This window comes from Streptomyces sp. NPDC058145 (genome assembly GCF_042884245.1).
GTDB lineage: Bacteria > Actinomycetota > Actinomycetes > Streptomycetales > Streptomycetaceae > Streptomyces.
Genome location: NZ_JBHVUH010000010.1, coordinates 104,945 through 129,923 on the forward strand (window position 1 = coordinate 104,945; position 24,979 = coordinate 129,923).

The window sequence follows — 24,979 nt, forward strand, 5'->3', positions numbered from 1 at the left end:
ATCGGGCGGGTCGGCTGCTAGACCGTTCCGCTCTCGGCGATCGTGACCTTCGCACTCGGCGTGCCGCTGCGGCTGCCGAGCGTCTCGATGCGCTTCACCAGGTCCTGGCCCTCGACGACCTCACCGAAGACGACGTGCTTGCCGTCGAGCCAGTCGGTGACGATCGTGGTGACGAAGAACTGCGAGCCGTTGGTGTTCCGGCCCGCGTTCGCCATGCTCAGCAGGTACGGACGGTCGTGCTTGAGGTTGAAGTTCTCGTCCGCGAACTTCTCGCCGTAGATGCTCTTGCCACCGGTGCCGTTGCCCCGGGTGAAGTCGCCGCCCTGCAGCATGAACTGCGGGATGACGCGGTGGAACGAGGAACCGGCGTAACCGAAGCCGTTCTGGCCGGTGGCCAGCTCGCGGAAATTCCTGGCGGTCTTGGGAACCACGTCGTCGAACAGCTTGAAGACGATCCGGCCGGCCGGCTCGTCGTTGATCGTGATGTCGAAGTACACGTTGTCACTCATGGCGATCAACCTACCGTCGAGCGGCGTCCCGGCGCGCGGAAGGGTCCGCCCGGACGCCCGGTGTCGTCACCGGCGGCCGAGGCGACTCGGACTGCCGGCGCCATACGGAACCCTACCGGAACGCGCGCCGTGACATGATCGGCGGGACGGAGCCGGTGGGGGAGAGGAGTCCGTCGTGGCCGAGGGCTGGACCTGGGACGAAACCCTGTTCGCCGGCACCGCGGTCCACTACGGGCGGGGCCGGCTGCCGTACGCCCCGGCCCTGGTGCCGCGGCTGGCCGAGGTGCTCGCACTGGACGGGACCGGGCGGCCGCCGAGCTCGCGCCCGCGGAACCCGCCTGCGGCCTCGGTACCTACGCCCGGCGGGTGATGACACCGCACGGTTCCACCGCCGCGACCGGGCCGGAGCTGATGACCGCCCTCAACCCGCCCTCCCGGGCGAGTGAACCCGACGCGGACGGCAGGCGGCGCAAGGAGCACCGACCCGGCTTGGAACGCGAGGTCGCCAGGCGCCGGCAGCCGCGGATCCGCCCCAGGGTGAGGCGGACCGCCGCCACCAGCGCCGGCATCGTCATCGGCACCCGCGCGCGGTTCGGCTACCCGGCCGCACCCGGCTCCACGGTCGACGCCGGGCTGCGCCACCTCACCCTGACCCTGTCCTCCCAGCACGCCACCCGCCTCTTCGAGGCGCAGGAGGCGGGGGCCACCGAGGACCGGCTGCGGGAGCCCTGGGCGAGGTCTACTTCCGCGACAGCGGCCGCCGCGCCCACGGCCTCGAGGTGGCAGTTCACCGACCTCGAGCGCGTAGAGTTCGACCTGTAGCCCCGCCCGCCGCCCCCGCGCGCCGGGGCCTCAGGGGTACGACACCACCGTCGACGGCGTCGTCGACGTGCCCGAGGTCGGGGCCCCCGTCTCGTTGATCACGTGCTCGTACTGCCCGTTGCCGCCGAGCGAGACCACCAGCAGGTCGTGGAACTTCACGCCCGGACGGTTCGGCGCCGAGAAGCCGTGGTGCTGGACGATGCCCGGGTCGACGTCGTAGTAGCAGTAGCTGCCCAGGCCCCAGCCCTCGTGGGCGGTGACGTGGTCACCGACCTTGTAGGCCGCGTAGCCCTTGACGTTGCCGTTCTGCACGGCGGCCTGGTTCGGGGCGTCGTACGCCTTCTCGTTCTGGAAGAAGATCGTGCGGCCCCGCTGGCCGTTCCACTGCACGTCGTACTTGTTGAAGTGCTCCACGAACAGTCCGGTGCAGAGCACGTCGTCGCCGTTGACCACCACTCCGTAGTCGGCGCGGTTGGTGTCCCAGCCGACGCCGGTGCCGTGATCGGCGCGCCACACCCAGGTGTGGTCGACGATGGTGTGCCGGTTGTTGATCACCATGCTGGTGGTCGCCTTGCCGGCGCCCGCGCCGCCGATGCGCACGAAGACGTCCTGCACCGTGGTCGGGTTGGCCGAGTGGTCCTTGACGGCACCCGCCGGGCCGATCTCCAGCAGGGTTCGGGAGTTGACAGGCCCGGCGTCGACGAGGAATCCGGCGAGCCGCACGCCGTCGACGTCGGCGACCTTCAGGGCCGTGGTCCCGTTGCCGGGCACGAGAGTGGCGTAACCGAGGCCCAGCACCACGGTGTTGGGGCGGTCGACCTGGATCGGCCGGTCCAGGTGGTAGACGCCGGGCGTGAGCAGCAGGTGCAGGCCCTGCGCGAGCGCCTGGTTGAGGGTGGCCGCGCTGACGCCCGGCTTGGCGACGTAGAACCGCGACAGCGGCAGGGACGTGCCCCTCGGCGTGCCGTTGCCCCAGGTCACCCCGCGGGCGTTCGTCCGCTTCGCCGGCAGGAAGACCCGGAACTCGCTGCCGCCGACGTACAGGAACGGCTTCTCGCGGGAGACCGGGGTGGTGTCCAGCGTGGTGTACACCGGGTTCGGGAAGCCCTGCGCCGGGGCGCCCTGGACGCCGGAGAACACCATGTTCCACACGCCGTTGAGCCAGCTGCCGATGACGCTGTCGCGGGTGTACCACTGCTGCTGCGAGTAGGGCCCGACCTGGCCGTCGATCCGGCTGTCGGCGATGTAGCCGCCGCTCGCCCAACCGTAGCCGGACGGCGCGAGGTTGAGCCCGCCCCGTACGTGCATCCGGCGGAACGGCGCCGCCTGGGCGACCGCCCACCGGTTGGTGCCGTTCGCGGGGACCACGGCCAGGTTCTCCGCCGAACGCCAGAAGTTCTGCGTGGCGTTGCCGTCGAACCAGCCCGCATCGACCGTCACGTCACCGTTGATGGTCGTGTCGTCGGGGGACAGGCCGAGGCCGGCGATGGAGGTGTAGAAGCCGATCTGCGCGTTCAGGCCGTTGTACGTGCCGGGCTTGAACAGCAGCGCGTAGCGGCCGGAGCCGAACTGGGCCGACTCCTGCTTCGCGAAGACCTCGTCCAGTTCGGCCTGGATGCCGGGCGTCGCCGGGTCGAAGACGAGCACGTTCGGACCCAGGTCGCCGCCACCGGGGAGGGCGCGCGGGGAGCTGCGGCGCCCGGTCGCGGCGCCGGCCGGGGCGGCCGCACCGGCCAGCACCGGCACGGCCGCCGCCGCGGCGCCCAGCACGGTCCGGCGGCCGACGGACGGCGAGGAAGAGGAGGAGGGGGAGGTGGGGGAGGAGGGGGGCATGCGCGGCTCTCCTGGTTCAGGAAGTGAACGATGCAGGGCGTGGGAGCGCTCTCTCGACGATGGATGCTTCATTGGCGTGAACCATGCGTCAAGAGTTACGACCGGATTTCCCCACAGGCCCCCTGAGTGACCGTCACATTCCCACCCATGCCTTCGAGAAGTGAGCGATAGCCCATCGCTGATCCTTTGGTCGATTCTCTTGACACCTCTCGTCACCGCCCCAACACTCCAGCGGTGGGAGAGCGCTCTCCCGCTCCGTACGACCTCCAGCCCCCACCTCCCTCCGAGGAGCCCGTATGTCACGGAGATCGAAGATCCTCTCGGGCGCGCTCATCACCTCCGCCCTGCTGCTGACCCCGCTCGGCCTCAGCGGAGTCGCCGCGTCCTCCACGCCGTCCGCGGCCGTGGTGCACACCGGCCACACCATGGCGCTGTCCACCGCCTCCTCACCCGAGGACCCCGACGGCGACGGCTACATCCCCGCCAACCCCCCGGTCACCGGCGTCACCCCGTCGACGCAGAACCCGCCGCACCGCTACTTCCACGAGTTCCAGGCCAACTGCTCGGTCAGCCACACCAGGCCGGACGACCCGATCGTCTATCCGCAGCAGCCCGGCAAGTCCCACGACCACACGTTCATGGGCAACACCACCACGAACGCGGGGAGTACGACCGCGACCCTGAGCGCCGGCGGCACCACCTGCAAGGCCCCCGGTGACCTCTCCGGCTACTGGATGCCCACCCTCTACAACGGGGACAAGCCGGTCCTGCCGGTCGGCCCGCAGGTCATCTACTACAAGGCCGGCGTCACCGACTACACCAGCGTCCGGCCCTTCCCCAAGGGGCTGAGGTTCGTCGTCGGCAGTCCCATGCAGAGCGCCGACGAGTTCCGCCACCACCCCGGCTTCGTCGAGGGCTGGGAGTGCGGCGACAGCTTCTTCAACACCGAGTTCCCGGCGAGCTGCCCCTCCCGGCCCGACGTCCAGCTCAACATCCGTTTCCAGGCGCCCAGTTGCTGGGACGGCAGATACCTGGACACTCCCGACCACAAGAGCCACATGGCCTACCCGGTGGTGAAGCCCGGCACGAACGACAACGTCTGCCCCGCCGACCATCCGGTGGCGCTGCCGATGATCGAGTTCAAGATGGCGTTCCCGGTCAACGGCGACATGTCGAAGGTGCGGCTGGCCAGCGGACCCGGCCACGGCTTCCACCACGACTTCTTCAACGCCTGGGACGACCGCACGCTCAAGGCGCTGGTCGACCACTGCGTCGTCGGCGGACTCCAGTGCGACGCCCGCGGCTACGACGAGACGCACCCGGAAGCGGGCGCGGCCCTCGGCGCCGACTACCGCCTCCCCTAGGTCCTCTCGTTTGGATCAGGCCGGGCTCGCGGGCCCTGGCACCGCCCCTCGCCGCGTTGTCGTCGGTTGCCATGGCTCCGCCATGTCGCCCTCCTCCGCCTTGCGAGGCACGGCACCAGACCCCGCTCCCTGATCCGGCCTGATCCAAACGACAGGACCTAGCCCCCACAGCGGAAGAGCCCACCACCATGACCCCACCACACCGCACCCGCGCGCGCCGCCTCGCCGCGCCCCTCACCGCCGGCGTGCTGACCGTCGGCGCCCTCACCGCCCTGCCGGCCGCGCAGGCCCACGCGGCCGGCAGCATCGTCAAGGTGACCGGCACCCAGGGCAACTGGCAGCTGACCGTGGACGGAAAGCCGTACCAGATCAAGGGCCTGACCTGGGGCCCGTCCACGGCGGACGCCGACAGGTACCTGCCCGACCTCAAGTCCATGGGCGTCAACACCATCCGCACCTGGGGGACCGACGCCACCAGCAAGCCGCTGTTCGACTCCGCCGCCGCGCACGGCGTCAAGGTCATCGCCGGGTTCTGGCTGCAGCCCGGCGGCGGACCGGGCAGCGGCGGCTGCGTGAACTACGTGACCGACACCGCCTACAAGAACCAGATGCTGGACGAGTTCCCCAAGTGGGTCCAGACCTACAAGGACAACCCCGGCGTCCTCATGTGGGACGTCGGCAACGAGTCGGTGCTGGGCCTGCAGAACTGTTACAGCGGAACCGAGCTGGAACGGCAGCGCGACGCCTACACCTCCTTCGTGAACGACGTGGCGAAGCGGATCCACTCCGTCGACCCCGACCACCCGGTGACCTCCACCGACGCCTGGGTCGGCGCCTGGCCGTACTTCAAGAGGAACGCACCCGACCTCGACCTGTACGCCGTCAACTCCTACAACGCGGTCTGTGACATCAAGTCCGCCTGGGAGCAAGGCGGTTACACCAAGCCGTACATCATCACCGAGACCGGTCCGGCCGGTGAGTGGGAGGTGCCCGACGACGCCAACGGGGTGCCCCTGGAGCCGGGCGACCGCGCCAAGGCCGACGGATACACCCGGGCCTGGGGCTGCGTCACCGGGCACCGGGGAGTCGCCCTCGGCGCGACGATGTTCCACTACGGCACCGAGTACGACTTCGGCGGCATCTGGTTCAACCTGCTGCCCGCCGGCCAGAAACGGCTGTCGTACTACGCGGTGAAGAGGGCCTACGGCGGCGACACCTCCCACGACAACACCCCGCCGGTCGTCTCCGACCTGACCGTCGAGGGCGACGCGGGCCGGGTACCGGCGGGCCGGGACCTGACCCTCGCCGTCAGGGCCACCGACCCGGACGGGGACGCGCTCTCCTACGAGGTCCTGGACAACAGCATGTACATCGACAAGAGCAAGGACCTCACCCCGCTGCCCCTCACCGACCTCGGCGGCGGCCGCCTCAGGGTCACCGCACCCGACCGGCCCGGCGTCTGGAAGATGTACGTCAAGGTGACCGACGGCCACGGCAACGTCGGCGTCGAGACCCGGTCCGTCAGGGTCGTCCCGCCCACCCCGAACGGCACGAACCTCGCCCTCGGCAAGCCCGCCACCGCCTCCTCGTACCAGTCGAGTTACGGCGACTGCCCGTGCACCGCCGCCAACGCGGTCGACGGGAACCAGAACACCCGCTGGGCAAGCGACTGGAGCGATCCGCAGTGGATCCAGGTCGACCTCGGCAGCCGCACCGCGTTCCGGCACGTCCAGTTGCTCTGGGAGGCCTCGTACGCGAAGGCGTACACCGTGCAGACCTCCGACGACGGGCAGAACTGGCGCACCGTGCGCACCGTGACGGACGGCAACGGCGGCGTGGACGACTTCGACGTCACCGGAACCGGCCGCTTCGTGCGCGTCAACGGCACCGCGCGCGGCACCGGCTGGGGCTACTCGCTGTACGAGTTCGGCGTCTACAGCTGACCCGGGCGGTCGGCGACACGAAGGGGTGAGGATGGCCGACGAGGACGAACTCGACCGGTTGCTCGACAAGCTGACCCTGCGGACCGCGGTCCGCCTGCTGACCGGCGCCACCACCTGGCGCACGGCGGCCGAACCCTCGGTGGCGCTGGGCCAGTTGGTCCTGTCGGACGGCCCGGCTGGGGTACGCGGGGAGGGCTGGGACGAGCGCGACACCTCCGTCCTGCTGCCCTCGGCCACCGCGCTCGCCGCCACCTGGGACGAACCGCTGGTCGAGGAACTGGGCGGCCTCCTCGCCTCCGAGGCCCGGCGCAAGGGCGTGCACGTCGTCCTCGCCCCCAATCTCAATCTGCACCGCAGCCCCCTGGCCGGGCGGCACTTCGAGTGCTTCTCGGAGGACCCGCTGCTGACCGCCCGGACCGGGGCCGCCCTGATCCGGGGCATGCAGGCGCACGGAGTCGCCGCCACGGCCAAGCACTTCGTGGCGAACGACGCCGAGACGGACCGGCTGACCGCCGACGCGTCGATCGACGAGCGGACGCTGCGCGAGGTTCACCTCGCACCGTTCGAGGCGGCGGTGGCGGCGGGCGTCCGGCTGGTGATGGCCGGGTACAACCGCGTGAACGGCACCACGATGACCGCGCACGAACTCCTGACCGCGCCCCTGAAGACCGAGTGGGGGTTCGACGGCGTCGTCGTCTCCGACTGGGGCGCGGTACGTGGCACCCTGGACACGGCCCGTGCCGGTCTCGACCTCCAGATGCCCGGCCCGGCGGGGGAGTGGGGCGAGTCGCTGGCGCGGGCCGTGGAGGCGGGCGAGGTCGAGGAGCGGGCCGTGACCGGCAAGGTGCGCCGGCTGCTGCGGCTGGCCGCCTGGTGCGGCGTCCTCGGCGGCCCGGACCGCCCGGCCCGGCCGCTGCTGCGGTCCCGGCAGGCTCGGGTCCTGGCCCGGCGGGCGGTCGCGGCCGGAGCCGTACTGCTGGCCAACCGGGGCGTCCTGCCCCTGGACCCCGGACGCCTCGGCACGGTCGCCGTCATCGGCACTCCGGCGGCCCGCACCCGTACCCAGGGCGGCGGCAGCGCCGGCGTCTTGCCCCAGGACGAGGTCTCGCTGCTGGACGGCATCCGGGCCGGTCTGCGCGGCCGCGCCCGGGTCGTCCACGTACCCGGCCCGGCCCTGGACGGCCCGCCTCCGCCCCTGGACATGATCCTGGCCGGCGACCCACGCACCGCCGCCCCCGGCGTGCTGCTCCGCGTCCTGGACTCCTCCGGTGCCGAGCTGTACGCCGGACACCGGCGCGGCGGGCGGCAGTTGGAGCCACCGCTGCCGGCCGGCGCGCACACCGTGGAGATCAGCGCACGACTGCACCCCCGCACCTCCGGCACCTGGCGGATCGGCATCGCCGGATTCGGCCGTCTCGGCCTGCACCTCGACGGACGCCCGCTGCTGGACGATGAGTTCGCCGCCACGACCGACGACCCGGCCGTGATCCACGTGAGCCCGCCCACTCAGGTCGTCACGGCGCGACTGACCGCCGGCACGACTCCGTTGCTGGTCGCCCGCCGGGAACTCGCCCCCGGCACCGGCCGGGCCACCGTCGTCGGCGCCGAACCCCCCGCCCCAGCCGCCTCCGAGGCCCTCGCGGCCGCGTCCCGGGCGGCGCGCGAGGCGGACGTGGCGGTGGTGGTGGTCGGCACCGGGGAGCAGCACGAGTCCGAGGGGCGCGACCGCACGCACCTCGGGCTCGGCCCGGAACAGGACGCCCTGGTCCGTGCGGTCGCCGGGGCGAACCCGCGCACGGTGGCCGTCGTCAACAGCGGCGGCCCGGTGGAACTGCCCTGGCGGGACGAGGTCGGCGCCCTGCTGCTCGCCTGGTTCCCCGGCCAGGAGGCCGGCGGCGGCCTGGCCGACGTGCTGCTCGGCCGGACCGAGCCCGGCGGGCGCTTGCCCACCACCTGGCCCGCCGCGCTCACGGACAGTCCCGTCACCCGCACCCGGCCGGACGCCGGCCGGTTCTCCTACGACGAGGGCGTGCACGTCGGCCACCGCGGCTGGCTCCGCGCCCGGCGCACCCCCGCGTACTGGTTCGGGCACGGACTCGGCTTCACCACCTGGGAGTACGAGGAACTGTCGGGCCCGGAGCGGACGCAGGCCGGGGAGGACCTCACCGTACGGGTGCGGCTGCGCAACACCGGCGCGCGCGCCGGCCGGGAGGTCGTGCAGATCTATCTCGCCCGCCCCCGCCCGACCTCCGTGGACCACCCGGAACGATGGCTCGCCGGCTGGGCGGCGGTACGGGCCCGGCCCGGGGAGACCGCTGTCGCACAGGTGCGGATCCCGGCGCGCGCCCTGTGCCACTGGGACGTCCCCGCGGGAGCCTGGCGGACGGAACCCGGGCCGTGCCGGGTACTCGCGGGACGCTCGGCGGGAGACCTGCCCCTGAGACTGGAGGTGGACGTGCTCGACCGGCGCTGAGCACCTCGCGCGGCGGCAGGAGAGCGCTCTATCCGCGCGGGCCGCCGGGCCGTTAGGGTGCGGGCATGAGCAGACAGGCCCCCACGCTGGAGGACGTCGCCCGGGAGGCCGGTGTCTCCCGGGCGACCGTCTCCCGGGTCGTCAACGGCGTGCGCAACGTGGACCCGGCGATCCAGGAGGTGGTCCGCCGAGCCATCGAACGGACCGGGTACGCACCCAACCGGGCCGCCCGCTCCCTCGTCACCCGGCGGGCCGAGACCGTCGCCCTGGTCGTGTCCGGCGCCGGGGAGACCTCCGACGAGGCCCAGGCGGCCTTCGCCGCCCGGGTGTTCGCCGACCCCTTCTTCGGGCGGGTGGTCGCCGGGATCGTGGGCCATCTGCGGCCCCGCTCGGTGCACCCCGTGCTGATGTTCGCCGAGTCCGCCGAGGCCCGCCAGGAGGTGCTGACCTATCTGCGGCAGGGCCGGGCCGACGGCGCGCTGGTCGTCTCCAGCCACGCCGACGACCCGCTGCCCGCCCTGCTGGCCGAGGCACGGCTGCCCGCGGTGCTCTTCGCCCGCCCCTCCCGCCCGGTCCCGCTCAGCTATGTCGACCTGGCCCACCGGGACGGCGGCCGGCTCGCCGCCGAACACCTGCTCGCCCGTGGCCGGCGCAGACTGGCCACGATCTGCGGCCCGTTGGCGGTCGCCGCGAGCCAGGAACGGCTGGCCGGCTTCCGCGACACCCTCGCCCGCAACGGCCACCCCTACGTGCCCGTCTCCGAGGGCGGCTTCACACTGGACAGCGGCATCGCCGCCATGACCGACCTGCTGGCCGAACACCCCGATCTGGACGGGGTGTTCGCCGCCAACGACCTGATGGCCCAGGGCGCCTGCCAGGTGCTGCGCGAACACGGCCGCCGGGTGCCCGAGGACATCGCGGTGGTCGGCTTCGACGACTCCACCGTCGCCGCCACCTGCCGGCCCCCGCTCACCACCGTCCGCCAGCCCGTGGAGGACATGGCGGCCGACATGGCCCGGCTGCTCGACGAGCACATCCACGGCATCCGCACCGCCCCCACCTCGGTCGTGTTCGACCCGGAGCTGGTGGTCCGGGACTCGGCCTAGGGAAGGCGCGGGCTCGGCCGGTCCGGTCGAATCCGCCCCGGCCGGAACCGCGCCGGCCCCCGAACGGGCGATCCTCGGTACGCGGCGGCCGGGCGCCCGGTGCCTAAGGTGGAGTGTGATCAGTAGCGCCACGGAGGACCACCGGCAGGACCGGCGGGCGGACCGGTGGCGGCCGGGTTACCTGGCCGCGGCGGCCGTCTTCGCCGTCGGGATGCTCGGCACCACCCTGCCCACACCGCTGTACGGGCTGTACCGGCAGCAGCTCGGTTTCTCCGAGCTCATCGTGACGGTGGTGTTCGCCGCCTACGCGGTCGGCGTCATCACCGCCCTGCTGATCGCCGGTGGTTTCTCCGACGTGCTGGGGCGGCGGCCGGTGCTGCTGGCGGCGCTGGGGCTGGCGGCGCTCAGCGCGGTGTGCTTCCTGACCGAGGGCGGACTGCCACTGCTGTACACGGGCCGGGTTCTGTCGGGCTTCTCGGCCGGGCTGCTGAGCGGCACGGGCACCGCGGCCGTCCTCGAACTGGCCCCGCCCGGCAGGCACGCCCGGGCCGGGTTCGCGGCGACCGCGGCCAACATGGGCGGGCTGGGGCTCGGCCCCCTGGTGTCCGGCATCCTCGCCGAGTACGCGCCGCAGCCGCTGAAGCTGCCGTTCGTCGTCCATCTCGCGCTGCTCGCGGTGGCGGCTGTGGTCGTCTGCCTGCTGCCCGAGACCGTGCACCGCTCGCATCCGCGGGGGTCGCTGCGGCCCCAGGGAATGACGGTGCCGCCGGAGGTGCGCGAGGTGTTCGCGCCCTGTGCCCTCGCCGCCTTCGCGGGCTTCTCCATGCTCGGGCTGTTCACGGCGGTCGCGCCGGCCTTCCTCAACCAGACCCTGGGGGAGCACAACCTGGCGGTCGCCGGTGCCGTCGTCTTCTGCGTGTTCTGCGCCTCCACCTGCGGGCAACTGCTCATGGGCCGGATCGGTGCGCGCCGGGCCCTGCCCTGGGGCTGCGCGGTGCTCGTCGCCGGACTCCTCCTCATCGCGCTGTCGCTGCTGCTGACGTCCTTCCCGGTGCTGCTCGCGGGCGCGCTGACCGGCGGCACCGGCCAGGGAATGGCGTTCCGCGCGGGTCTGAGCGAGGTCAGCTCGGCGGCACCGGAGGCCCACCAGGGCGCCACCATCTCGGCGTTCTTCGTCGTCGCCTACGTGGGGATCTCGCTGCCGGTCGTCGGGGTGGGCGCCCTGACGTCGGCGCTGGGGCTGCGCGGCGCCGGGCTGGTGTTCGCGGGGTGCGCGGTCCTGCTCGTAGCGGCCGTGGGCGTACGGGTGAGCCGCACCCTGTCCCGGACCTCCGACCGGTGACGCAGGCGCCGCGCACCTCCGGCGAACGTCCGGCCGTCCACCGGCGTCGAAGGAGAGACCGCCGGCGAAGCTGAGAGGCGCCCCATGACACGCGTACGTTCCACATCCCGCTCCCCGCTGCCGCGCCTCGCGACGATCGCGGGTCTGGTCTGCGTGGCAGCCGCCTGCCAGGGACCGAGCGTGTCCACCCATCCGGCGCGGACCGCCGGCACCGCCTGGCAGGAACCGTCCGCCTACACGTACCTCCTGCGCTCGACCGGCGGGGAGCGGGCGCTGATCGGCTCGTTCCGGGTCAGTGTGCGGGCGGGGAAGGTGGTGCGCGCGGACGGTCTGGACGCGGAGAGCCGGGCCGTGGTCCGGCGCTCGCCCACGATCGTGCCCACCATCGGCACGCTGGTGCGGGAGGTCGAGCAGGCGCGGCGCGAGGGCGCGGACCGGGCCGACGCGGAGTACGCGTCCGCCGGGTACCCCCGCCGTATCACCGTGGACTGGTCGGCCACCGCCGTCGACGACGAAGTCCGCTACGAGATAAGCGGCTACACGCCCGGTGGGAGGCGACCCGGCGCCAACTGAGCACCGCTCGCGGGGCACACGCGCGTGCGGGCGAGTCCGTCACTCGCGTGGGGTCAGGACCTCCTGGAGGAGCGCGCCGTAGCGCGTGATGAGTTCCTTGCGGTCGGTGCGGAGCAGGCCCTCGTCCCGGGCCACCCACAGGCCGTAGAGCAGGCCGCCGGACATCGACGCCGCGAGCCGGGCGCGCAGGTCGGCGTCGGGTCCGCGGAGCCGGTCGCGCAGGGGCGCGATGAGCACCTTCTCGTGGGTCTCGCGCAGCCGGTCGAGGATCTGCGGTTCGCCGCTGCCGTGCACCAGGGCCAGGAAGATCCCCCGGGCGGTGCCGTCGAGGTCGAGGAGGAGTTCGGCCAGCCGCTCGCCCAACTGCTCCAGCGGTACGTCGAACAGGGGCTCGTTGTCGATCGCCAGGTGCATCGTCTCCAGGAACAGCAGCTCCTTGCTCTTGAAGTGACGGATCACCAGCGCCGGGTCGGTCCCGGCGGCCGCGGCGATCCGGCGGACGGTGGTCCTGGCGAACCCCTGGTCCCGGAACAGACGGGCGGCGGCCTCGTGGATGGCGTCACGGGTGGTGGAACCGGAACCGGTCTGCAGCATGCGGCACAGCCTATGCGGCGCCCCGCCCGGCTTCGCGAGCTCTCCTCGACTGCTCCGCGAACAGGGCGTGAACCGGCCCCTGACCGGCTGGAAGATCGGGATACGTGAGCGTTTCAAGAAGTTCGGTCAACATTGTTGACTCGCCGCTGCGGCGCCCGCACATTACCTATCAGTAGAACCGCCCGGTAATCCCGTGACGGTCCTTCACGGACGTCGACGTGCGCCTTTCCGCCCACGCTCCGCCGGCCGGCACTCCCCCCCTGCTCGAGCCGCCCCGTTCTCGCGCACCAGGTCCGCGTGCACCGCCGTGCCCGCGTGCTCCCCACGCGCCCCCACCGAGAAGAGAGAGCAGATGCACATGCCCGCATTGCGCCATGTCATGACCGCGACAGCCGCCGCCGCCGGTGCGCTGGCGCTCGGCCTCACCGGCTCCACCGCCCAGGCCGCCACCCCGCTGCACTACGCGGCCCTCGGCGACAGCTACAGCGCCGCCTCGGGCGTCCTCCCCGTCGACCTCTCCAGCCCGCTCTGTCTGCGGTCCACGGCCAACTACCCGCACGTCCTCGCATCCCGTACCGGCGCCCGCCTGACGGACGTCACCTGCGGCGCCGCCCAGACCAAGGACTTCACCGCGTCCCAGTACCTCGGTGTCGCGCCGCAGGTCAACGCGGTCACCGCGGACACCGACCTGGTGACCCTGACGATCGGCGGCAACGACAACGGCACCTTCATCAACGCCATCCTGTCCTGCGGCACCGCCGGCGTCCTCAGCGGCGGTCAGGGCAGCCCCTGCAAGGACAAGTACGGGACCTCCTTCGACGACGCCATGGACGCGAACACCTACCCCGCCCTGAAGAAGGCCCTGGGCAGCGTCCGGGCCAAGGCGCCGGGGGCCCGCGTGGCGGTGCTCGGCTACCCGTGGATCACCCCGGCCACCGCCGACCCGTCCTGCTTCGCCAAACTGCCGATCGCCTCCGGCGACGTCCCCTACCTGCACGCCATGCAGGCCCATCTCAACGCCGTCGTCCGGCGCGCCGCCGAGGAGACGGGGGCCACGTACGTGGACTTCGCGCAGGCGTCCGCCGGCCACGACGCCTGTCAGGCCCCCGGCACCCGCTGGATCGAACCGCTGCTGTTCGGGCAGAACATCGTCCCCGTGCACCCCAACGCCCTGGGAGAACAGCGCATGGCCGAGCGCACCATGACCGTCCTCGGACTCGGCTGACCGACCGCCGGCCGGCCCGGCTTGCCTTCGAGCGGACTCCAGCGTCCACACTTAGCGCGACGGAATCCGTACCGGGGACGAGGATGGGCGCAGCCGATGGACACGACGAGCAGGGCAGGGCACCCGCTGCCGTACGACACCTACCGTGAGGCGATCGCACGCGAGACCCTCCGCTTCACCGAGGCGGTCGACGGCGCCGACCCCACGAGCGCGGTGCCCTCGTGCCCCGACTGGACCCTCGCCGACCTCACCCGGCACGTGGGTGCGCTGCAGCGGTGGTTCTGCACGCTGCTGACCCGGCTGGTGCAGGAGCCGCCCCGCTCCCGCGACGTGGAGCTGGGGCTGCCGGACAGCGCGGCCGAGTACCCCGGCTGGGTGGCGGCCGGGGTGCCCGCCGTGGCGGCCGTGCTGCGGGACACCGATCCCGGGGCGCCGATGTGGGCCTGGGGTGAGGACCAGCACGCGCGGTTCTGGGTCCGCCGGATGCTCTTCGAGACACTCGTGCACCGGGTGGACGCGGAGCGCGCCGCCGGCCGGGAGCCGGACATCGACAGCGCACTGGCGGCGGACGGGGTGGACGAGTTCCTCGTCAACCTGCCCCACGCGGGCCTCTTCGCCCCCGGCGTGCGGGAGCTGCGGGGCAACGGCGAGACCATCGCGTTCCGTTGTGCGGACACCGGCGAGGAGTGGCGGGTGCGGCTGGACCCGGACGGCTTCCGCCCGCTGCCGCTCGGGGAAGACGGCACCGCCCGGTCCGAACCGTGCACCGCGGCGGTACACGGGCCGGCGGCGGACCTGCTGCTCCTGCTCTACGGCCGCAGGTCCCACCAGGAGCCCGTCTTCGACGTGTCGGGTGAGGCCGCGACCCTCGACCGCTGGTTCGCCCACACGGCCTTCTGACCCGGCCGCCGCTTCCTACGGTTCGCCTGCCTTCGGCTCGCCGGAGAGCAGGCAGGCGGCCAGCGCCGCGGTGTCGTCCTGCAGGCGGTTGTCGCTGTAGGCCAGCAGGTCGTGGTGGAGCTGGTCCAGCAGTTCCCGGGGCGGCAGCGGACCCCACTGGCGCAGGCGCTCGGTCAGGGGGTAGAAGGAGCCGTCCGCGTCCCGCGTCTCCGTGACACCGTCCGTGTACAGCAGAAGCTGGTCACCGGGCCGGAACGGATAGGCGTCCACGTGATACGCGTCCCCGACCAGCACGCCGAGGTTCAGCGGCGGCGCCGACCGCCCCCGGTCCAGCTCGCGCACCTCTCCGGGAAGGATGAGAAGCGGCGGCGGATGGCCGCAGTTGACGACGCGGACGACCTGGCCCTCGCCCGGGATCTCGGCGAACACGGCCGTGACGAACCGCTCGCCCGCCTCGTTTCCGCCGAACTGCGTCGCCCTGCGGCTCATGCTCGTCTCCACCCGGTCGGCCAGGGCGGCCAGATCGGACTCGTCGTGCGCGGCCTCGCGAAAGGCGCCGAGCAGGGCGGCCGCGGTCTCCACCGCGAGCAGCCCCTTGCCGCGGACGTCGCCGATGAGCAGCCGGACGCCGAACCGGGTGGGCACGGCTTCGTACAGGTCGCCGCCGATGCGTGCCTCCGCCGCCGCCGAGAGGTACAGGCTCTCCAGGCGGAGGTTGCCGATCCGGTGCGGCACCGGCCGGAGCAGGACCCGCTGCGCGATGTCGGCCACGAAGCGCACGTCCGCCAGGGTGCGCTCGCGGCGGATGCGGTGCGTGGCCAGGATCGTGCCGAGGGCGCCGACCAGGGCGGTGCACACGTACGCGGCCACGTAATGGCGCTCCCACAGGTAGCCCACCTGCCGGCCCGCGCAGCACGGGGTGCCGGCCAGCACGCCTTCGAGGAACACGGCGAACGCGGCGGCGGCGACCACGACGACGGGCCGGTGGGCGAACGCCGTCACCAGCGGCAGCGCGATCAGTACGAAACTCACCGGCCACTGCACGGGGGTGACGGGTTCGAGCAGCAGCACGGCCGCGACGAACATGACCGGCAGCCAGCGCATCCACGCCGGTGCCGCCGGTAACCCGATCCGCGAGACCGTGCCGTACACCGGCCCGTGACCGGTACGTCCGTGCTTCACCCCTCGCACTCGCCACTCCCGTCACATGATCCGGACGAGACCCAGCCTGGTGTGCCGGGCCCCGGCGCACCGGCGATTGCTCCACCCAGCGGCATGTTCAACCGCCCGCCGGCGGCCGCACCGGCCCGTGTCCGGAGACACGAACTGGTAACAGCGCACAACTGGACCGGAGTCGACGAGGTCTGCACCGGCATGAAGATCTCTTTCCTGCTCCACAACGCCTACGGGATCGGAGGGACGATCACCACGACGTTCAACCTGGCCCAGGCACTGGCCGAGCGGCACGACGTGGAGATCGTCTCCGTGTTACGGCACCGCAAGCGCCCCCAGATCACCCCCGACCCACGGGTGAGCCTGCGGCCGCTGGTCGACCTGCGGGAGGAGAAGGACCACGCGTCGCACCGGACACCGGCGAAGGTGTTCCCCTCCGCCGAGTACCGCTACCGCCAGTACAGCCGGCTGACGGACGAGCGGATCGCCGAGTGCCTGGCGGCCACCGACGCCGACGTGGTCATCGGCACCCGGCCGGGACTCAACGTGCACCTCGCGCTCCAGGCCCCCGAGCGCGTGCTGCGCGTCGGCCAGGAGCACCTCACGCTGGACAACCACCCGGCACCGCTGCGCACCTCGCTGCGCCGGGCCTACCGGCGTCTCGACGTCCTCACCACGGTCACGGAGGCGGACGCCCGCGACTACCGGCGCAGGATGCACCTGCCCGGCGTCCGCGTCGAGGCCCTGCCGAACAGCGTGCCCGATCCCGTGCTGCCGCCCGCCGACGGCCACGCGAAGATGATCGTGGCGGCCGGCCGGCTCGTCCCGGTGAAACGCTACGACCTGCTCATCCAGGCGTTCGCCCGGGTCGCCTGCGAGTACCCCGACTGGCACCTGCGCATCTACGGAGCGGGCGAGCAGCGGGACGCGCTGCGGGCCCGCATCGAGCGGCTCGGGCTGAGCAACAACGCCTTTCTCATGGGCCCCGCAGCGCCCATGGAGGCGGAGTGGGTGAAGGCGTCCATCGGCGTGTCCACCTCCTCCTTCGAACCGTTCGGCATGACCATCGTCGAGGCCATGCGCTGCGGCCTGCCGGTCGTGAGCACCGACTGCCCCCACGGTCCCGCCGAGATCATCGAGGACGGGGTGGACGGCCGGCTGGTGCCGGTCGGGGACCGGGACCGGCTGGGCTCGGCGCTGCTGGAGCTGGTCCGCGACGACGAACGCCGCCGGGCCATGGGACGGGCGGCCGCCGAGAACGCCCGCCGCTTCGCTCCCCGGAACGTGGTGGCACACGCGGAGCGCCTGCTGGAGGAGGCCGTCGCGGCCCGGTCCGCGGGGCGGAGCGCCACAAAGACGCCGCACGACGTGCGGCAGACCCTGGTGAGCCACGGGTTCGCGGCCCGCGACATCGCGCACACCGCCACCGGGCGGGTGCTGAGGACTCTGCGCAGGGGGCAGCGGTGACCACGGAAAGCGGCGCCGGAGCGCGCGTGAACTGCGTCGTGGACGCCGAGGGCCGCGTCGCCCTCGAACTGCCGGCGCCCGTGGCGGCCACTCGGCCACACCTTCTGCTGCGGCTGCGGCCCAAGAAGGGCGAACCCGTCACCGTCAGCCGGACCGTCCCCCTCGAAGCGGTGGCGGACGGGCCGGCGCGTGCCGTCCTGGAACCGCTGCCCGCCCTGGAGGAGGGCCGCTGGGACGCGTTCCTGCTGAACGGACCCGACGACACCGCACCCGAGCGGCTGCGGCCCGGCCTGCGCGACCTGCGGGCCCTCGTCGACGGGCATCTCAGGGACCGGCCCTCCCCGGTGGCGGTGCGGATCCCGTACGTGACCAAGGAGGGTTATCTCGCGGTACGGGCCTGGCTGCGCACGGCCCACGCGGAGGCCGGCCGGATCGACGTCGGCGACCGGTCGACGACGGTCACCGCCCGGCTGCACGGCGCCACGTTCGAGGACGGCGCCGTCGTCCGCCTGCGGATGCGGGGGAGTGATGCCCCCGAGCGTGACGTGCGACCGGTGACCGACGGCGACCACCTTGGTTTCCGCTTCACCGTCGACCACGAGGACCTGGCCGCCGGCACCGCCGCCGAGGGCGGCATCTGGGACGTCTTCGTCCACCCCGCCGCGGGCGCGCCCCCGATCCGGGTCGCCCGGCTCCTCGACGACGTGGCGGACCGCAAGGCGTCGTTCGTCCACCCGGCCGCGCGCGCGGCCGGCGCGGTTCTGCGGCCCTACTACACGCTCGACAACGACCTCTCCATCCGGGTGGCCACAGGCTGACCGCCCGGCGTCCGTCGGGGACACGGGCCGGGGCGCGCGCGGCCGCCCCGGCCCGTGTCTTGCCCCCGCCGGGCGTCCGGCGCACGCTGTTGCTATGCGCGCGCACGACAGCCCCACGCTGATCACGTCCGTACAGCGCGCCTTCCGCCTGATGGAGGCGGTCAGCGCGCACGAGAACGGCGCGCCCGCCAAGCAGCTGGCCCGGGAGACCGAGCTGCCGCTCGCCACCGCCTACCACCTGCTGCGGACGCTGGTGCACGACGGATACCTGCGCAAGCTCGACGACGGCGGCTTCGTCCTGGGCGACAGGCTGCAGACCCTGCACGCCACCAGCCGCGCGCAGGTCCTGCTCAACCGGGTCCGTCCGACCCTCGCCGCGCTGCGCGACGAGCTCGCCGGAGCCGCCTACCTCACCTTCTACGAGGACGGCGAGATCAGGGTCGCCGAGATCGTCGACGGCCCCCGCGCGCCCCGCGCCGAACTGTGGGTGGGCTTCGAGGACGCGGGACACGCCACCGCCCTGGGCAAGTCCGTGCTGCGCGAACTGGACGACGACTCCCGCCGCGACTACCTCTCCCGGCACCACCTCGCCGACCTCACCCCACGGACCGTCACCAGCCTGACCGAACTGCTCAGACGGCTCGACTCCGCCCCGCTGGCCCCGGCCGTCACGGACCTCGAGGAGTACTCGCTCGGCACCGTCTGCGTCGCCGTGCCCGTCTACAGCGGGGACACCCTGGGGTCGCTCGGCGTCTCCCTGCCGGTGGAGCGGCTCTCCCGGCTGCCTGAGGTCGGTGCCCGGCTGATGCCGGCCGCGAGCCGCGTGACCAGAAGCCTCTCGCTCACTATCTGAAAATCCGCTCCTTGAAGCCGTCCCGCCGAGCCCGTTTCCTTGAATGCGGGAACAGGGCGAGGGACAGGACAGGGGAGTACCCCCGGACAGGTGAGGAACAGCGCGACAGGTGAGCGACTCCGGAAAGAACTCGAGCCGGCGCCGGGAGCACGGTGGCGAGCACTGGGCGACACGGCTGCTCAGGGCGGCCCCCGGCGCGTCGGCGCCACGGCGCGCCGCCGCACAGGCGGCCGGCGCGCTTCCGGTGGTGATCGTCATGGTCATCGTGCTCGTCGACCTGCTGACCGGAGCGGGCGTGCCCTGGCTGCCCATGCTGGCGGCGGGGCCCGCGCTGGCCGCCACCACCAACGGGCCGCGAGGTGTCCTGTGCGTAGGTCTCCTCGCCGCGGCGCTGTGCGCGACCCTCAGTACGGTCTACCGCGCGCCGGGCCGTGAGCCGGCGGCAGTGCTGTGCGCCGTGCTCGCGGTCACCGCGGCGAGTGGCCTGGCCAGCGAGCTGCGCGGCCGGCGGGAGCGGGTGCTCGCGGCGGTCCGCTCGGTCGCGGAGGCCGCCCAGCACGCACTGCTCAAGCCGGTCCCGGAGACCGTCGGCCCGTTCCAGGTGGCGGTCCGCTACAGCGCCGCGGCGGCGGAGGCCCGTATCGGCGGGGATCTCTACGCGCTCTTGCCCACCCCGCACGGGGTCCGGCTGATCGTCGGCGACGTGCGCGGCAAGGGGCTGCCGGCGGTGAGCACCGCCGCGCTGGTCCTCGGCGTCTTCCGCGAGGCCGCGTGCGACGAGCCCGACCTCCTGGCCGTCGTCGGCAGGATCGAGCGGAGCCTGGCCCGCAACCTCGGGCCGGACGACTTCGTCACCGCCGTGGTCGTGGGCTGCCCGCGGCCCGGGGAACTGGAAGTGGTCAACTGCGGGCACGCGCCCCCGCTGCTGATATCCGCGTCCGGGGGAGTGGAGCCGGTGGAGCCCGCCCGTCCCACCCCGCCCCTCGGGCTGCGCGCGCTGTCCGGTGAACATCCGGAGCTGCACCTGCTGCCCTTCTCGGACGGCGACCAGTTGCTGCTCTACACCGACGGGGTCACCGAGGCCCGCGACCACGCGCGTGAGTTCTACCCGCTGGCCGAAGGCGTGGCGCGGCACGTGTCCGACGAGCCGGCCCGCACCCTCTCCGCGGTCCACGCCGACCTCCTGGCCCACGTGGGCGGCCGGCTGCACGACGACGCGGCCCTGCTGCTGCTCCGGAAGTCCGTCGAGGAGCCGGCCGGTGGCGAGCCGGAGGAGGCGGGCCGCGCGCCGGACGCGGGGCGCGAAGTCGTGCCGGTGCGGTCCGGCGCCCGGCCCGTGGCCGTGACCTGCCGTGGCGGCGGCCGCTGAGAGCGGTGCTCAGGCCGCCACGAGGTCGGCCCAGCGCGTGCACCCGCCGGGATGGATGTGTATGCCGTGCCGGGTGGCCAGAGCGTGCACGATGTCCTCGCCCCGCCCGTGTTCGTCCGGGTCGGCCCACACTCGTGACTGTCCCGCCGGCCGGGCCGGGCCCGCGTCGGTGACCTCCACCCGCAGCACCCCGGGCCCGTCGCCGCGCACCCACGAAAGCCGCAGCACCGCCGGTGGCAGGGCGTGCACGATCGCGTTGGTCAGCAGTTCCGACACCACCAGCAGCGCGTCCTCGACGATCGCCGGGGACACCTTCCAGTCCTCGAGGATCGCGGTCACCCGCCGGCGCACGAGCGAGACGGCCCCGGCGAAGGGCGGCAACACGAAGACCTGCTCGCGTGTCTCCCGCGCCAGCGTATTGAGCTGTACCGCCATGTTGGTCTCCTGGGGGTGAACACTGCGGGCCAGGCGCCCGGTCCCGGCATGTGCCGGGCTCTGTAGGCACGCTAGGGAGAGCCGGCGGGCCGGTCAATGAACAAGGGTCGGCATTGCCGAACGCCCCCGCCCGAGCGGGGTTACCGTACGGTCCCCCCGCACGCGAAGCGAATCTCCAGCAACGGTAATAGGCTCGCTGCATGGCCGGTCCGGTCCAGTCGATCGAACGGGCGGCGGCGATTCTGCGCCTGCTCGCCGGTGGGCCCCGACGGCTCGGGCTCGGCGAGGTGGCCGCCTCGCTCGGGCTGGCGAAGGGAACCGCGCACGGCATCCTGCGCACCCTGCAGCACGTGGACTTCGTCGAACAGGACGCGGCGACCGGAAAGTACCAGCTCGGGGCCGCCCTGCTGCACCTCGGCACCAGCTATCTCGACGTCAACGAACTGCGGTCGCGCTCCATCAACTGGGCCGACGCCCTGGCCGCCCGCAGCGGGGAGGCGGTGCGCCTGGGCACCCCGCTGGAGGGCAAGGTCCTGGTCGTCCACCATGTGTTCCGGCCCGACGACACCCTCCAGACGCTGGACGTGGGCTCGCTGCTGCCGCTGCACGCCTCCTCGCTGGGCAAGGTCCTGCTGGCCTTCGGCACGGCGCCCTTCGAGCAGGCCCTGGAGTCCGGCCTCGAGACGTACACCCGGCACACCCTGGTCAGCCCCGACCGGCTCAACCGCGCGCTGGCCGAGGTACGGGAGCACGGCTGGGCCGCCGAGATCCAGGAGATGAGCATGGGCGAGGCCGGCATCTCCGTGCCGATCCGGGGACACGGCGGTCTCGTCGTCGGCGCCATCGGGCTGTCCGGGCCGGTCGAGCGGATCTGTGACAACCAGGGCCAGCCCCGGCCGAACCTGATCACCCTGATCCGGGAGGCAGCACGGGCCATCTCCAGAGACCTGGGCGCGGCCCGCTGGTAGGCCCCTCCCGCCCCCGACGCGACGCATCGGAAGGTGAACCCGATCATGGTTGACCGGTATGTGATGTCCATCGATCAGGGCACCAACTCCACCCGCTGCATCCTGTTCGACCACGGGGGACGGCTGGTGGCCGTGGCGCAGCGGGAGCACGAGCAGCACTTCCCGAAACCCGGATGGGTGGAGCACGACGCCGTCGAGATATGGCAGAACCTGCGGCGCGTCGTGCCCGAGGCCCTGTCCGGCGCCGGAGTCGATCCGGCCCAGATCGCCGCCATCGGCCTGGCCAACCAGCGGGAGACGACCGTGCTCTGGGACCGGCGCACCGGAGCCCCGCTGGACCGGGCGATCGTCTGGCAGGACACCCGCACCGAACCGCTCGTCGAGGCCCTGGGACGGGACCCCGGCAGGGAGTTCTTCCTCGACCGGTGCGGCCTGCCGCCCTCCACCTACTTCTCGGCGCTGCGCCTGCGCTGGCTCTTCGACCACGTCAAGGACCTCGAACAGCGTGCCAGGGACGGCGAGGTGCTGTTCGGCACGATGGAGAGCTGGCTGATCTGGAACCTCACCGGGGGCACCGACGGCGGACTGCACATCACCGACGCCACCAACGCCAGCCGCACCATGCTGATGAACATCCGCACCCTCACCTGGGACGAGGAACTCCTCGCGTTCTTCGGTGTGCCCCGTGCGATGCTGCCGGAGATCAGGTCCTCCGCCGCGCCCTACGCCGAGTCCCGCGCCCTCCTGCCCGGGGTGTGGATCACGGCCGCCCTCGGTGACCAGCAGGCCGCCCTGTTCGGCCAGACCTGCTTCTCCCCGGGCGAGGCCAAGTGCACCTACGGAACGGGCAGCTTCCTGCTGCTCAACACCGGCACCGAACTCGTACGGTCCCGGCACGGGCTCCTCACCACCGTCGCCTACCAGATCGGCGACCGGCCGGCGGTCTACGCCCTGGAGGGTTCGATCGCCGTCACCGGCTCACTGGTCCAGTGGTTCCGCGACCGGCTGCGGCTGATCAACAGCGCGCCGGAGATCGAGACCCTGGCGCGGACGGTCGAGGACAACGGCGGCTGCTACATCGTTCCCGCCTTCTCCGGCCTGTTCGCACCCCGCTGGCGCAGCGACGCGCGCGGGGTGATCGTCGGCCTCACCTCGTACATCACCAGCGGCCACCTGGCCCGGGCCGTCCTGGAGGCCACCGGCTGGCAGACCCGGGAGGTCGTCGACGCCATGAACGCCGACTCCTCGGTGCCGCTGCGGGAGCTGAAGGTGGACGGCGGCATGACCGCGAACAACCTGCTGATGCAGTTCGTCGCCGACGTGCTCGACGTCCCGGTGGTGCGGCCCATGGTCGCCGAGACCGTCTCCCTCGGCGCCGCCTACGCCGCCGGACTCGCCGCCGGCTACTGGCCGGACCTGGAGGTCCTGCGCCGCAACTGGCACCGGGCCGCCCAGTGGCTGCCCGACATGGACTCCGCCCTGCGCGATGCGGAGTACGAGGACTGGCAGCGAGCCGTGGAACGCTCCCTGGGCTGGGTCAAACCACCCCGCCCCTCCTGAACCCGGGCCGCGCGGCGGCCTCCGCACCCGCGGCCCGGCCCGGCTCAGCGGCTCGCGCGCCGGCCCCGCTCAGCGGCTCGCGCGTTGCGCCGTCACGATCGTGTCCATCGTCCGCTCCGCCCCCGCCAGTCGCTGCACCCGCTCCGCGAACCCCGGGAAGTGCGAGGCCACCTTCGTCAGGAAGCGCAGTTCGAGCGGTGCCACGTTGATCTCGGCGACATCGCGTTCGATCGCCCGGACCACGCCTCTGACGACCCGCTCGGGCGCCACCGTGCGGACACCGCCGGGCGTGGGCGAGCCCGTGTCGGCGAACATCCCCAGCTCCCGTACGAAGCCGGGCTGCACGATCGAGACGCCCACGCCCGTGCCGTGCAGATCCTGGCGCAGGGCCAGCGAGAACCCGCGCAGTCCGAACTTCGTCGCGTTGTACAGGGACGACGACCTGGTCGCCGCCACCCCCGACAGCGAGCCGACGAAGCAGATGTGGCCGCGCCCGCCGGCCACCATGGCCGGGGCGAGCAGCCGGGCGAGCATCGCGGGCGCACGCAGGTTCACCGCGAGCGCCCGGTCGATCTGGTCCGGCGTGTAGTCGAGCAGGTCGCCGCTGGAGGGCAGCGCCGCGTTGGCGAGCAGGATGTCCGTACCGGCGGCTTCCCGGGCGAGGCGCGCCACGTCATCGGCGTCGCCGAGGTCGGCCAGGATCATGCGCGCGCCGTACCGGGCGGCCAGGGGCTCCAGCGCCTCGCGCCGCCGGCCGGTGAGGACGAGCCGCGCGCCGCGCGCGGACAGCTCCGCGGCGAGCGAGCCGCCGATCCCGCCCGTGACCCCGGTCAGCAGAACAGTTGCCCCAGCAATGCGCACGGTCATCCTCCGGTGTCTTGTTCGTTCGAACGAACAATAGGCAGGAGGGGAGGTCATGTCCACTGGTGGAACAATGCGGGGCATGCCGAACGACGCCTCCGCCGCCCCGACGCGCCAGCGCATCATCACCGCCGTCCTGCGGATCATCGGCGAGGACGGGGTCGCGGCCGTGACCAACCGGCGGATCGCCAAGGAGGCGGGCGTGTCGCTCGGCTCGGTCACCTACCACTTCGAGACCCAGCACGATCTGCTGCGGGAGAGCCTGCTCCACTTCGTGCGCGAGGAGGCGCGGCACTTCACCGAGCTGGCCGACCAGTGCCAGACGGACGGCCTCGACATCGCGGACGCGGCCTCCCTCGCCGGCCAGGTCGCCTGCGGCGCGGCGCTCGACAGCGCCCATCTCGCGCCGTTCGAGCTGTACCTGCACGCCGGGCGCGACGAACGGCTCAGGGAGTCGGCGGCGGAGGCGTTCCGGGCCTACGACCGGCTCGCCACCCAGATCCTCACCGCACTGGGCGTCCCGGACGCCGAACGCCTCGCGGCCACCACCGTCGCCCTGGTGATGGGCCTTCAACTGCGCCGCCTGGCCACCGGCAGCCCCGTGGACGACCTCGCCGACGCCCTGCTCCTCCTCGTACGCGGGGCCGTCGGACCGTAAGCGGAGCGCGATCCCACGTCCTGACGAAACGCCACTCGCAGTGTCAGGTCGGCGAGTTGAGGGTGCTCCGAACTCCGGCTCATCGCGCCGCCCCCATTGACGCCGCACGTTCGCGTTGGTTGAGTGGCTCATC

Annotated in this window: 23 protein-coding genes; 17 read left to right on the forward strand and 6 right to left on the reverse strand. The window is 72.8% G+C overall.

All coding sequences use genetic code 11. The features are described from left to right. Positions 1-17: 17 nt before the first annotated feature. The gene (locus tag ACFVVO_RS23270; protein WP_390057503.1) at positions 18-509 is read right to left on the reverse strand and encodes a peptidylprolyl isomerase; all 492 of its coding nucleotides are present in this window, start codon (positions 507-509) and stop codon (positions 18-20) included. A gap of 175 nt (positions 510-684) precedes the next feature. Between ACFVVO_RS23270 and ACFVVO_RS23275 the strand changes: the two genes are divergently transcribed. Further along, complete coding sequence (locus tag ACFVVO_RS23275) at positions 685-879, forward strand: hypothetical protein (RefSeq protein ID WP_390057504.1); 195 nt, start codon at positions 685-687, stop codon at positions 877-879. Continuing rightward, on the forward strand, positions 879-1,331 hold the full coding sequence (gene tpg / locus ACFVVO_RS23280; RefSeq protein ID WP_390057741.1) for a telomere-protecting terminal protein Tpg: 453 nt from the start codon (positions 879-881) through the stop codon (positions 1,329-1,331). Before ACFVVO_RS23275 ends, tpg begins: the two co-directional genes overlap by 1 nt. 30 nt (positions 1,332-1,361) lie before the next feature. On the opposite strand, the gene ACFVVO_RS23285 is transcribed toward tpg, so the two are convergent. Further along, positions 1,362-3,164 (reverse strand): coagulation factor 5/8 type domain-containing protein, encoded by a 1,803-nt coding sequence (locus ACFVVO_RS23285; protein WP_390057505.1) that lies wholly within the window; start codon positions 3,162-3,164, stop codon positions 1,362-1,364. A gap of 296 nt (positions 3,165-3,460) precedes the next feature. Here ACFVVO_RS23285 and ACFVVO_RS23290 point away from each other — a divergent pair, with 296 nt between their 5' ends. From ACFVVO_RS23290 to ACFVVO_RS23315, 6 genes are all read left to right on the forward strand, one after another. Beyond that, the gene (locus ACFVVO_RS23290) at positions 3,461-4,528 is read left to right on the forward strand and encodes a DUF1996 domain-containing protein (RefSeq protein WP_390057506.1); all 1,068 of its coding nucleotides are present in this window, start codon (positions 3,461-3,463) and stop codon (positions 4,526-4,528) included. A gap of 188 nt (positions 4,529-4,716) precedes the next feature. Next, complete coding sequence (locus ACFVVO_RS23295; RefSeq protein WP_390057507.1) at positions 4,717-6,471, forward strand: discoidin domain-containing protein; 1,755 nt, start codon at positions 4,717-4,719, stop codon at positions 6,469-6,471. Between the two features lie 31 nt (positions 6,472-6,502). Further along, the gene (locus ACFVVO_RS23300; RefSeq protein WP_390057508.1) at positions 6,503-8,944 is read left to right on the forward strand and encodes a glycoside hydrolase family 3 C-terminal domain-containing protein; all 2,442 of its coding nucleotides are present in this window, start codon (positions 6,503-6,505) and stop codon (positions 8,942-8,944) included. 65 nt (positions 8,945-9,009) lie between these two features. Beyond that, positions 9,010-10,050: a LacI family DNA-binding transcriptional regulator gene (locus tag ACFVVO_RS23305; protein ID WP_390057509.1), complete on the forward strand. Its 1,041-nt coding sequence runs from the start codon at positions 9,010-9,012 to the stop codon at positions 10,048-10,050. Positions 10,051-10,231: 181 nt separating this feature from the next. Continuing rightward, complete coding sequence (locus tag ACFVVO_RS23310; protein WP_390057742.1) at positions 10,232-11,392, forward strand: MFS transporter; 1,161 nt, start codon at positions 10,232-10,234, stop codon at positions 11,390-11,392. Positions 11,393-11,476: 84 nt separating this feature from the next. Then, positions 11,477-11,965, forward strand: coding sequence for a DUF6174 domain-containing protein (locus ACFVVO_RS23315; RefSeq protein ID WP_390057510.1), 489 nt, complete (start codon positions 11,477-11,479; stop codon positions 11,963-11,965). 39 nt (positions 11,966-12,004) lie between these two features. Here the strand turns inward: ACFVVO_RS23315 and ACFVVO_RS23320 are convergent, their stop codons facing one another. Beyond that, a complete protein-coding gene (locus ACFVVO_RS23320) occupies positions 12,005-12,559 on the reverse strand; it encodes a TetR family transcriptional regulator (RefSeq protein ID WP_390057511.1) in 555 nt (184 codons plus the stop codon). A gap of 352 nt (positions 12,560-12,911) precedes the next feature. Between ACFVVO_RS23320 and ACFVVO_RS23325 the strand changes: the two genes are divergently transcribed. Continuing rightward, positions 12,912-13,784: an SGNH/GDSL hydrolase family protein gene (locus tag ACFVVO_RS23325; RefSeq protein ID WP_390057512.1), complete on the forward strand. Its 873-nt coding sequence runs from the start codon at positions 12,912-12,914 to the stop codon at positions 13,782-13,784. Positions 13,785-13,880: 96 nt separating this feature from the next. Next, positions 13,881-14,684: a maleylpyruvate isomerase family mycothiol-dependent enzyme gene (locus tag ACFVVO_RS23330; protein ID WP_390057513.1), complete on the forward strand. Its 804-nt coding sequence runs from the start codon at positions 13,881-13,883 to the stop codon at positions 14,682-14,684. A gap of 15 nt (positions 14,685-14,699) precedes the next feature. On the opposite strand, the gene ACFVVO_RS23335 is transcribed toward ACFVVO_RS23330, so the two are convergent. After that, positions 14,700-15,866, reverse strand: a complete 1,167-nt coding sequence (locus tag ACFVVO_RS23335) for a PP2C family protein-serine/threonine phosphatase (RefSeq protein WP_390057514.1) — start codon at positions 15,864-15,866, stop codon at positions 14,700-14,702. 192 nt (positions 15,867-16,058) lie between these two features. Here ACFVVO_RS23335 and ACFVVO_RS23340 point away from each other — a divergent pair, with 192 nt between their 5' ends. The 4 genes from ACFVVO_RS23340 (at position 16,059) to ACFVVO_RS23355 (ending at position 20,364) form a co-directional block, all read left to right on the forward strand. Further along, positions 16,059-17,324 carry a glycosyltransferase family 4 protein gene (locus ACFVVO_RS23340; RefSeq protein ID WP_390057515.1) on the forward strand — a complete coding sequence of 422 codons (1,266 nt, stop codon included), beginning with the start codon at positions 16,059-16,061 and terminating at the stop codon, positions 17,322-17,324. After that, positions 17,321-18,142, forward strand: a complete 822-nt coding sequence (locus ACFVVO_RS23345; protein ID WP_390057516.1) for a transferase — start codon at positions 17,321-17,323, stop codon at positions 18,140-18,142. Before ACFVVO_RS23340 ends, ACFVVO_RS23345 begins: the two co-directional genes overlap by 4 nt. A 94-nt stretch (positions 18,143-18,236) precedes the next feature. Beyond that, entirely contained in the window at positions 18,237-18,995 is a 759-nt protein-coding gene (locus ACFVVO_RS23350) for an IclR family transcriptional regulator (protein WP_390057517.1), read from the forward strand. A 244-nt stretch (positions 18,996-19,239) separates the two neighbouring features. Continuing rightward, on the forward strand, positions 19,240-20,364 hold the full coding sequence (locus tag ACFVVO_RS23355) for a PP2C family protein-serine/threonine phosphatase (protein ID WP_390057743.1): 1,125 nt from the start codon (positions 19,240-19,242) through the stop codon (positions 20,362-20,364). A 9-nt stretch (positions 20,365-20,373) separates the two neighbouring features. Here the strand turns inward: ACFVVO_RS23355 and ACFVVO_RS23360 are convergent, their stop codons facing one another. Then, on the reverse strand, positions 20,374-20,799 hold the full coding sequence (locus ACFVVO_RS23360; RefSeq protein WP_390057518.1) for an ATP-binding protein: 426 nt from the start codon (positions 20,797-20,799) through the stop codon (positions 20,374-20,376). 200 nt (positions 20,800-20,999) lie between these two features. Here ACFVVO_RS23360 and ACFVVO_RS23365 point away from each other — a divergent pair, with 200 nt between their 5' ends. After that, positions 21,000-21,767 carry an IclR family transcriptional regulator gene (locus ACFVVO_RS23365; protein ID WP_390057519.1) on the forward strand — a complete coding sequence of 256 codons (768 nt, stop codon included), beginning with the start codon at positions 21,000-21,002 and terminating at the stop codon, positions 21,765-21,767. Positions 21,768-21,812: 45 nt separating this feature from the next. Then, positions 21,813-23,327 (forward strand): glycerol kinase GlpK, encoded by a 1,515-nt coding sequence (gene glpK, locus ACFVVO_RS23370; protein WP_390057520.1) that lies wholly within the window; start codon positions 21,813-21,815, stop codon positions 23,325-23,327. A gap of 69 nt (positions 23,328-23,396) precedes the next feature. Here glpK and ACFVVO_RS23375 read toward each other — a convergent pair whose 3' ends face one another. Further along, entirely contained in the window at positions 23,397-24,188 is a 792-nt protein-coding gene (locus ACFVVO_RS23375) for an SDR family NAD(P)-dependent oxidoreductase (RefSeq protein ID WP_390057521.1), read from the reverse strand. A gap of 82 nt (positions 24,189-24,270) precedes the next feature. On the opposite strand from ACFVVO_RS23375, the gene ACFVVO_RS23380 reads away from it, so the two are divergent. Continuing rightward, the gene (locus ACFVVO_RS23380; RefSeq protein ID WP_390057522.1) at positions 24,271-24,846 is read left to right on the forward strand and encodes a TetR/AcrR family transcriptional regulator; all 576 of its coding nucleotides are present in this window, start codon (positions 24,271-24,273) and stop codon (positions 24,844-24,846) included. Positions 24,847-24,979: the final 133 nt, after the last annotated feature.

What these genes read in the sequence shown, in the direction of transcription:
- ACFVVO_RS23320 (WP_390057511.1), bottom strand. Translation starts at nt 12,559, where the DNA reads ATGCTGCAGACCGGTTCCGGTTCCACCACCCGTGACGCCATCCACGAG.
- ACFVVO_RS23340 (WP_390057515.1), top strand. Translation starts at nt 16,059, where the DNA reads ATGAAGATCTCTTTCCTGCTCCACAACGCCTACGGGATCGGAGGGACG.
- tpg (WP_390057741.1), top strand. Translation starts at nt 879, where the DNA reads ATGACACCGCACGGTTCCACCGCCGCGACCGGGCCGGAGCTGATGACC.
- ACFVVO_RS23380 (WP_390057522.1), top strand. Translation starts at nt 24,271, where the DNA reads ATGCCGAACGACGCCTCCGCCGCCCCGACGCGCCAGCGCATCATCACC.
- ACFVVO_RS23305 (WP_390057509.1), top strand. Translation starts at nt 9,010, where the DNA reads ATGAGCAGACAGGCCCCCACGCTGGAGGACGTCGCCCGGGAGGCCGGT.
- ACFVVO_RS23285 (WP_390057505.1), bottom strand. Translation starts at nt 3,164, where the DNA reads ATGCCCCCCTCCTCCCCCACCTCCCCCTCCTCCTCTTCCTCGCCGTCC.
- ACFVVO_RS23360 (WP_390057518.1), bottom strand. Translation starts at nt 20,799, where the DNA reads ATGGCGGTACAGCTCAATACGCTGGCGCGGGAGACACGCGAGCAGGTC.
- glpK (WP_390057520.1), top strand. Translation starts at nt 21,813, where the DNA reads ATGGTTGACCGGTATGTGATGTCCATCGATCAGGGCACCAACTCCACC.
- ACFVVO_RS23365 (WP_390057519.1), top strand. Translation starts at nt 21,000, where the DNA reads ATGGCCGGTCCGGTCCAGTCGATCGAACGGGCGGCGGCGATTCTGCGC.
- ACFVVO_RS23270 (WP_390057503.1), bottom strand. Translation starts at nt 509, where the DNA reads ATGAGTGACAACGTGTACTTCGACATCACGATCAACGACGAGCCGGCC.
- ACFVVO_RS23325 (WP_390057512.1), top strand. Translation starts at nt 12,912, where the DNA reads ATGCACATGCCCGCATTGCGCCATGTCATGACCGCGACAGCCGCCGCC.
- ACFVVO_RS23315 (WP_390057510.1), top strand. Translation starts at nt 11,477, where the DNA reads ATGACACGCGTACGTTCCACATCCCGCTCCCCGCTGCCGCGCCTCGCG.
- ACFVVO_RS23350 (WP_390057517.1), top strand. Translation starts at nt 18,237, where the DNA reads ATGCGCGCGCACGACAGCCCCACGCTGATCACGTCCGTACAGCGCGCC.
- ACFVVO_RS23295 (WP_390057507.1), top strand. Translation starts at nt 4,717, where the DNA reads ATGACCCCACCACACCGCACCCGCGCGCGCCGCCTCGCCGCGCCCCTC.
- ACFVVO_RS23300 (WP_390057508.1), top strand. Translation starts at nt 6,503, where the DNA reads ATGGCCGACGAGGACGAACTCGACCGGTTGCTCGACAAGCTGACCCTG.
- ACFVVO_RS23330 (WP_390057513.1), top strand. Translation starts at nt 13,881, where the DNA reads ATGGACACGACGAGCAGGGCAGGGCACCCGCTGCCGTACGACACCTAC.
- ACFVVO_RS23290 (WP_390057506.1), top strand. Translation starts at nt 3,461, where the DNA reads ATGTCACGGAGATCGAAGATCCTCTCGGGCGCGCTCATCACCTCCGCC.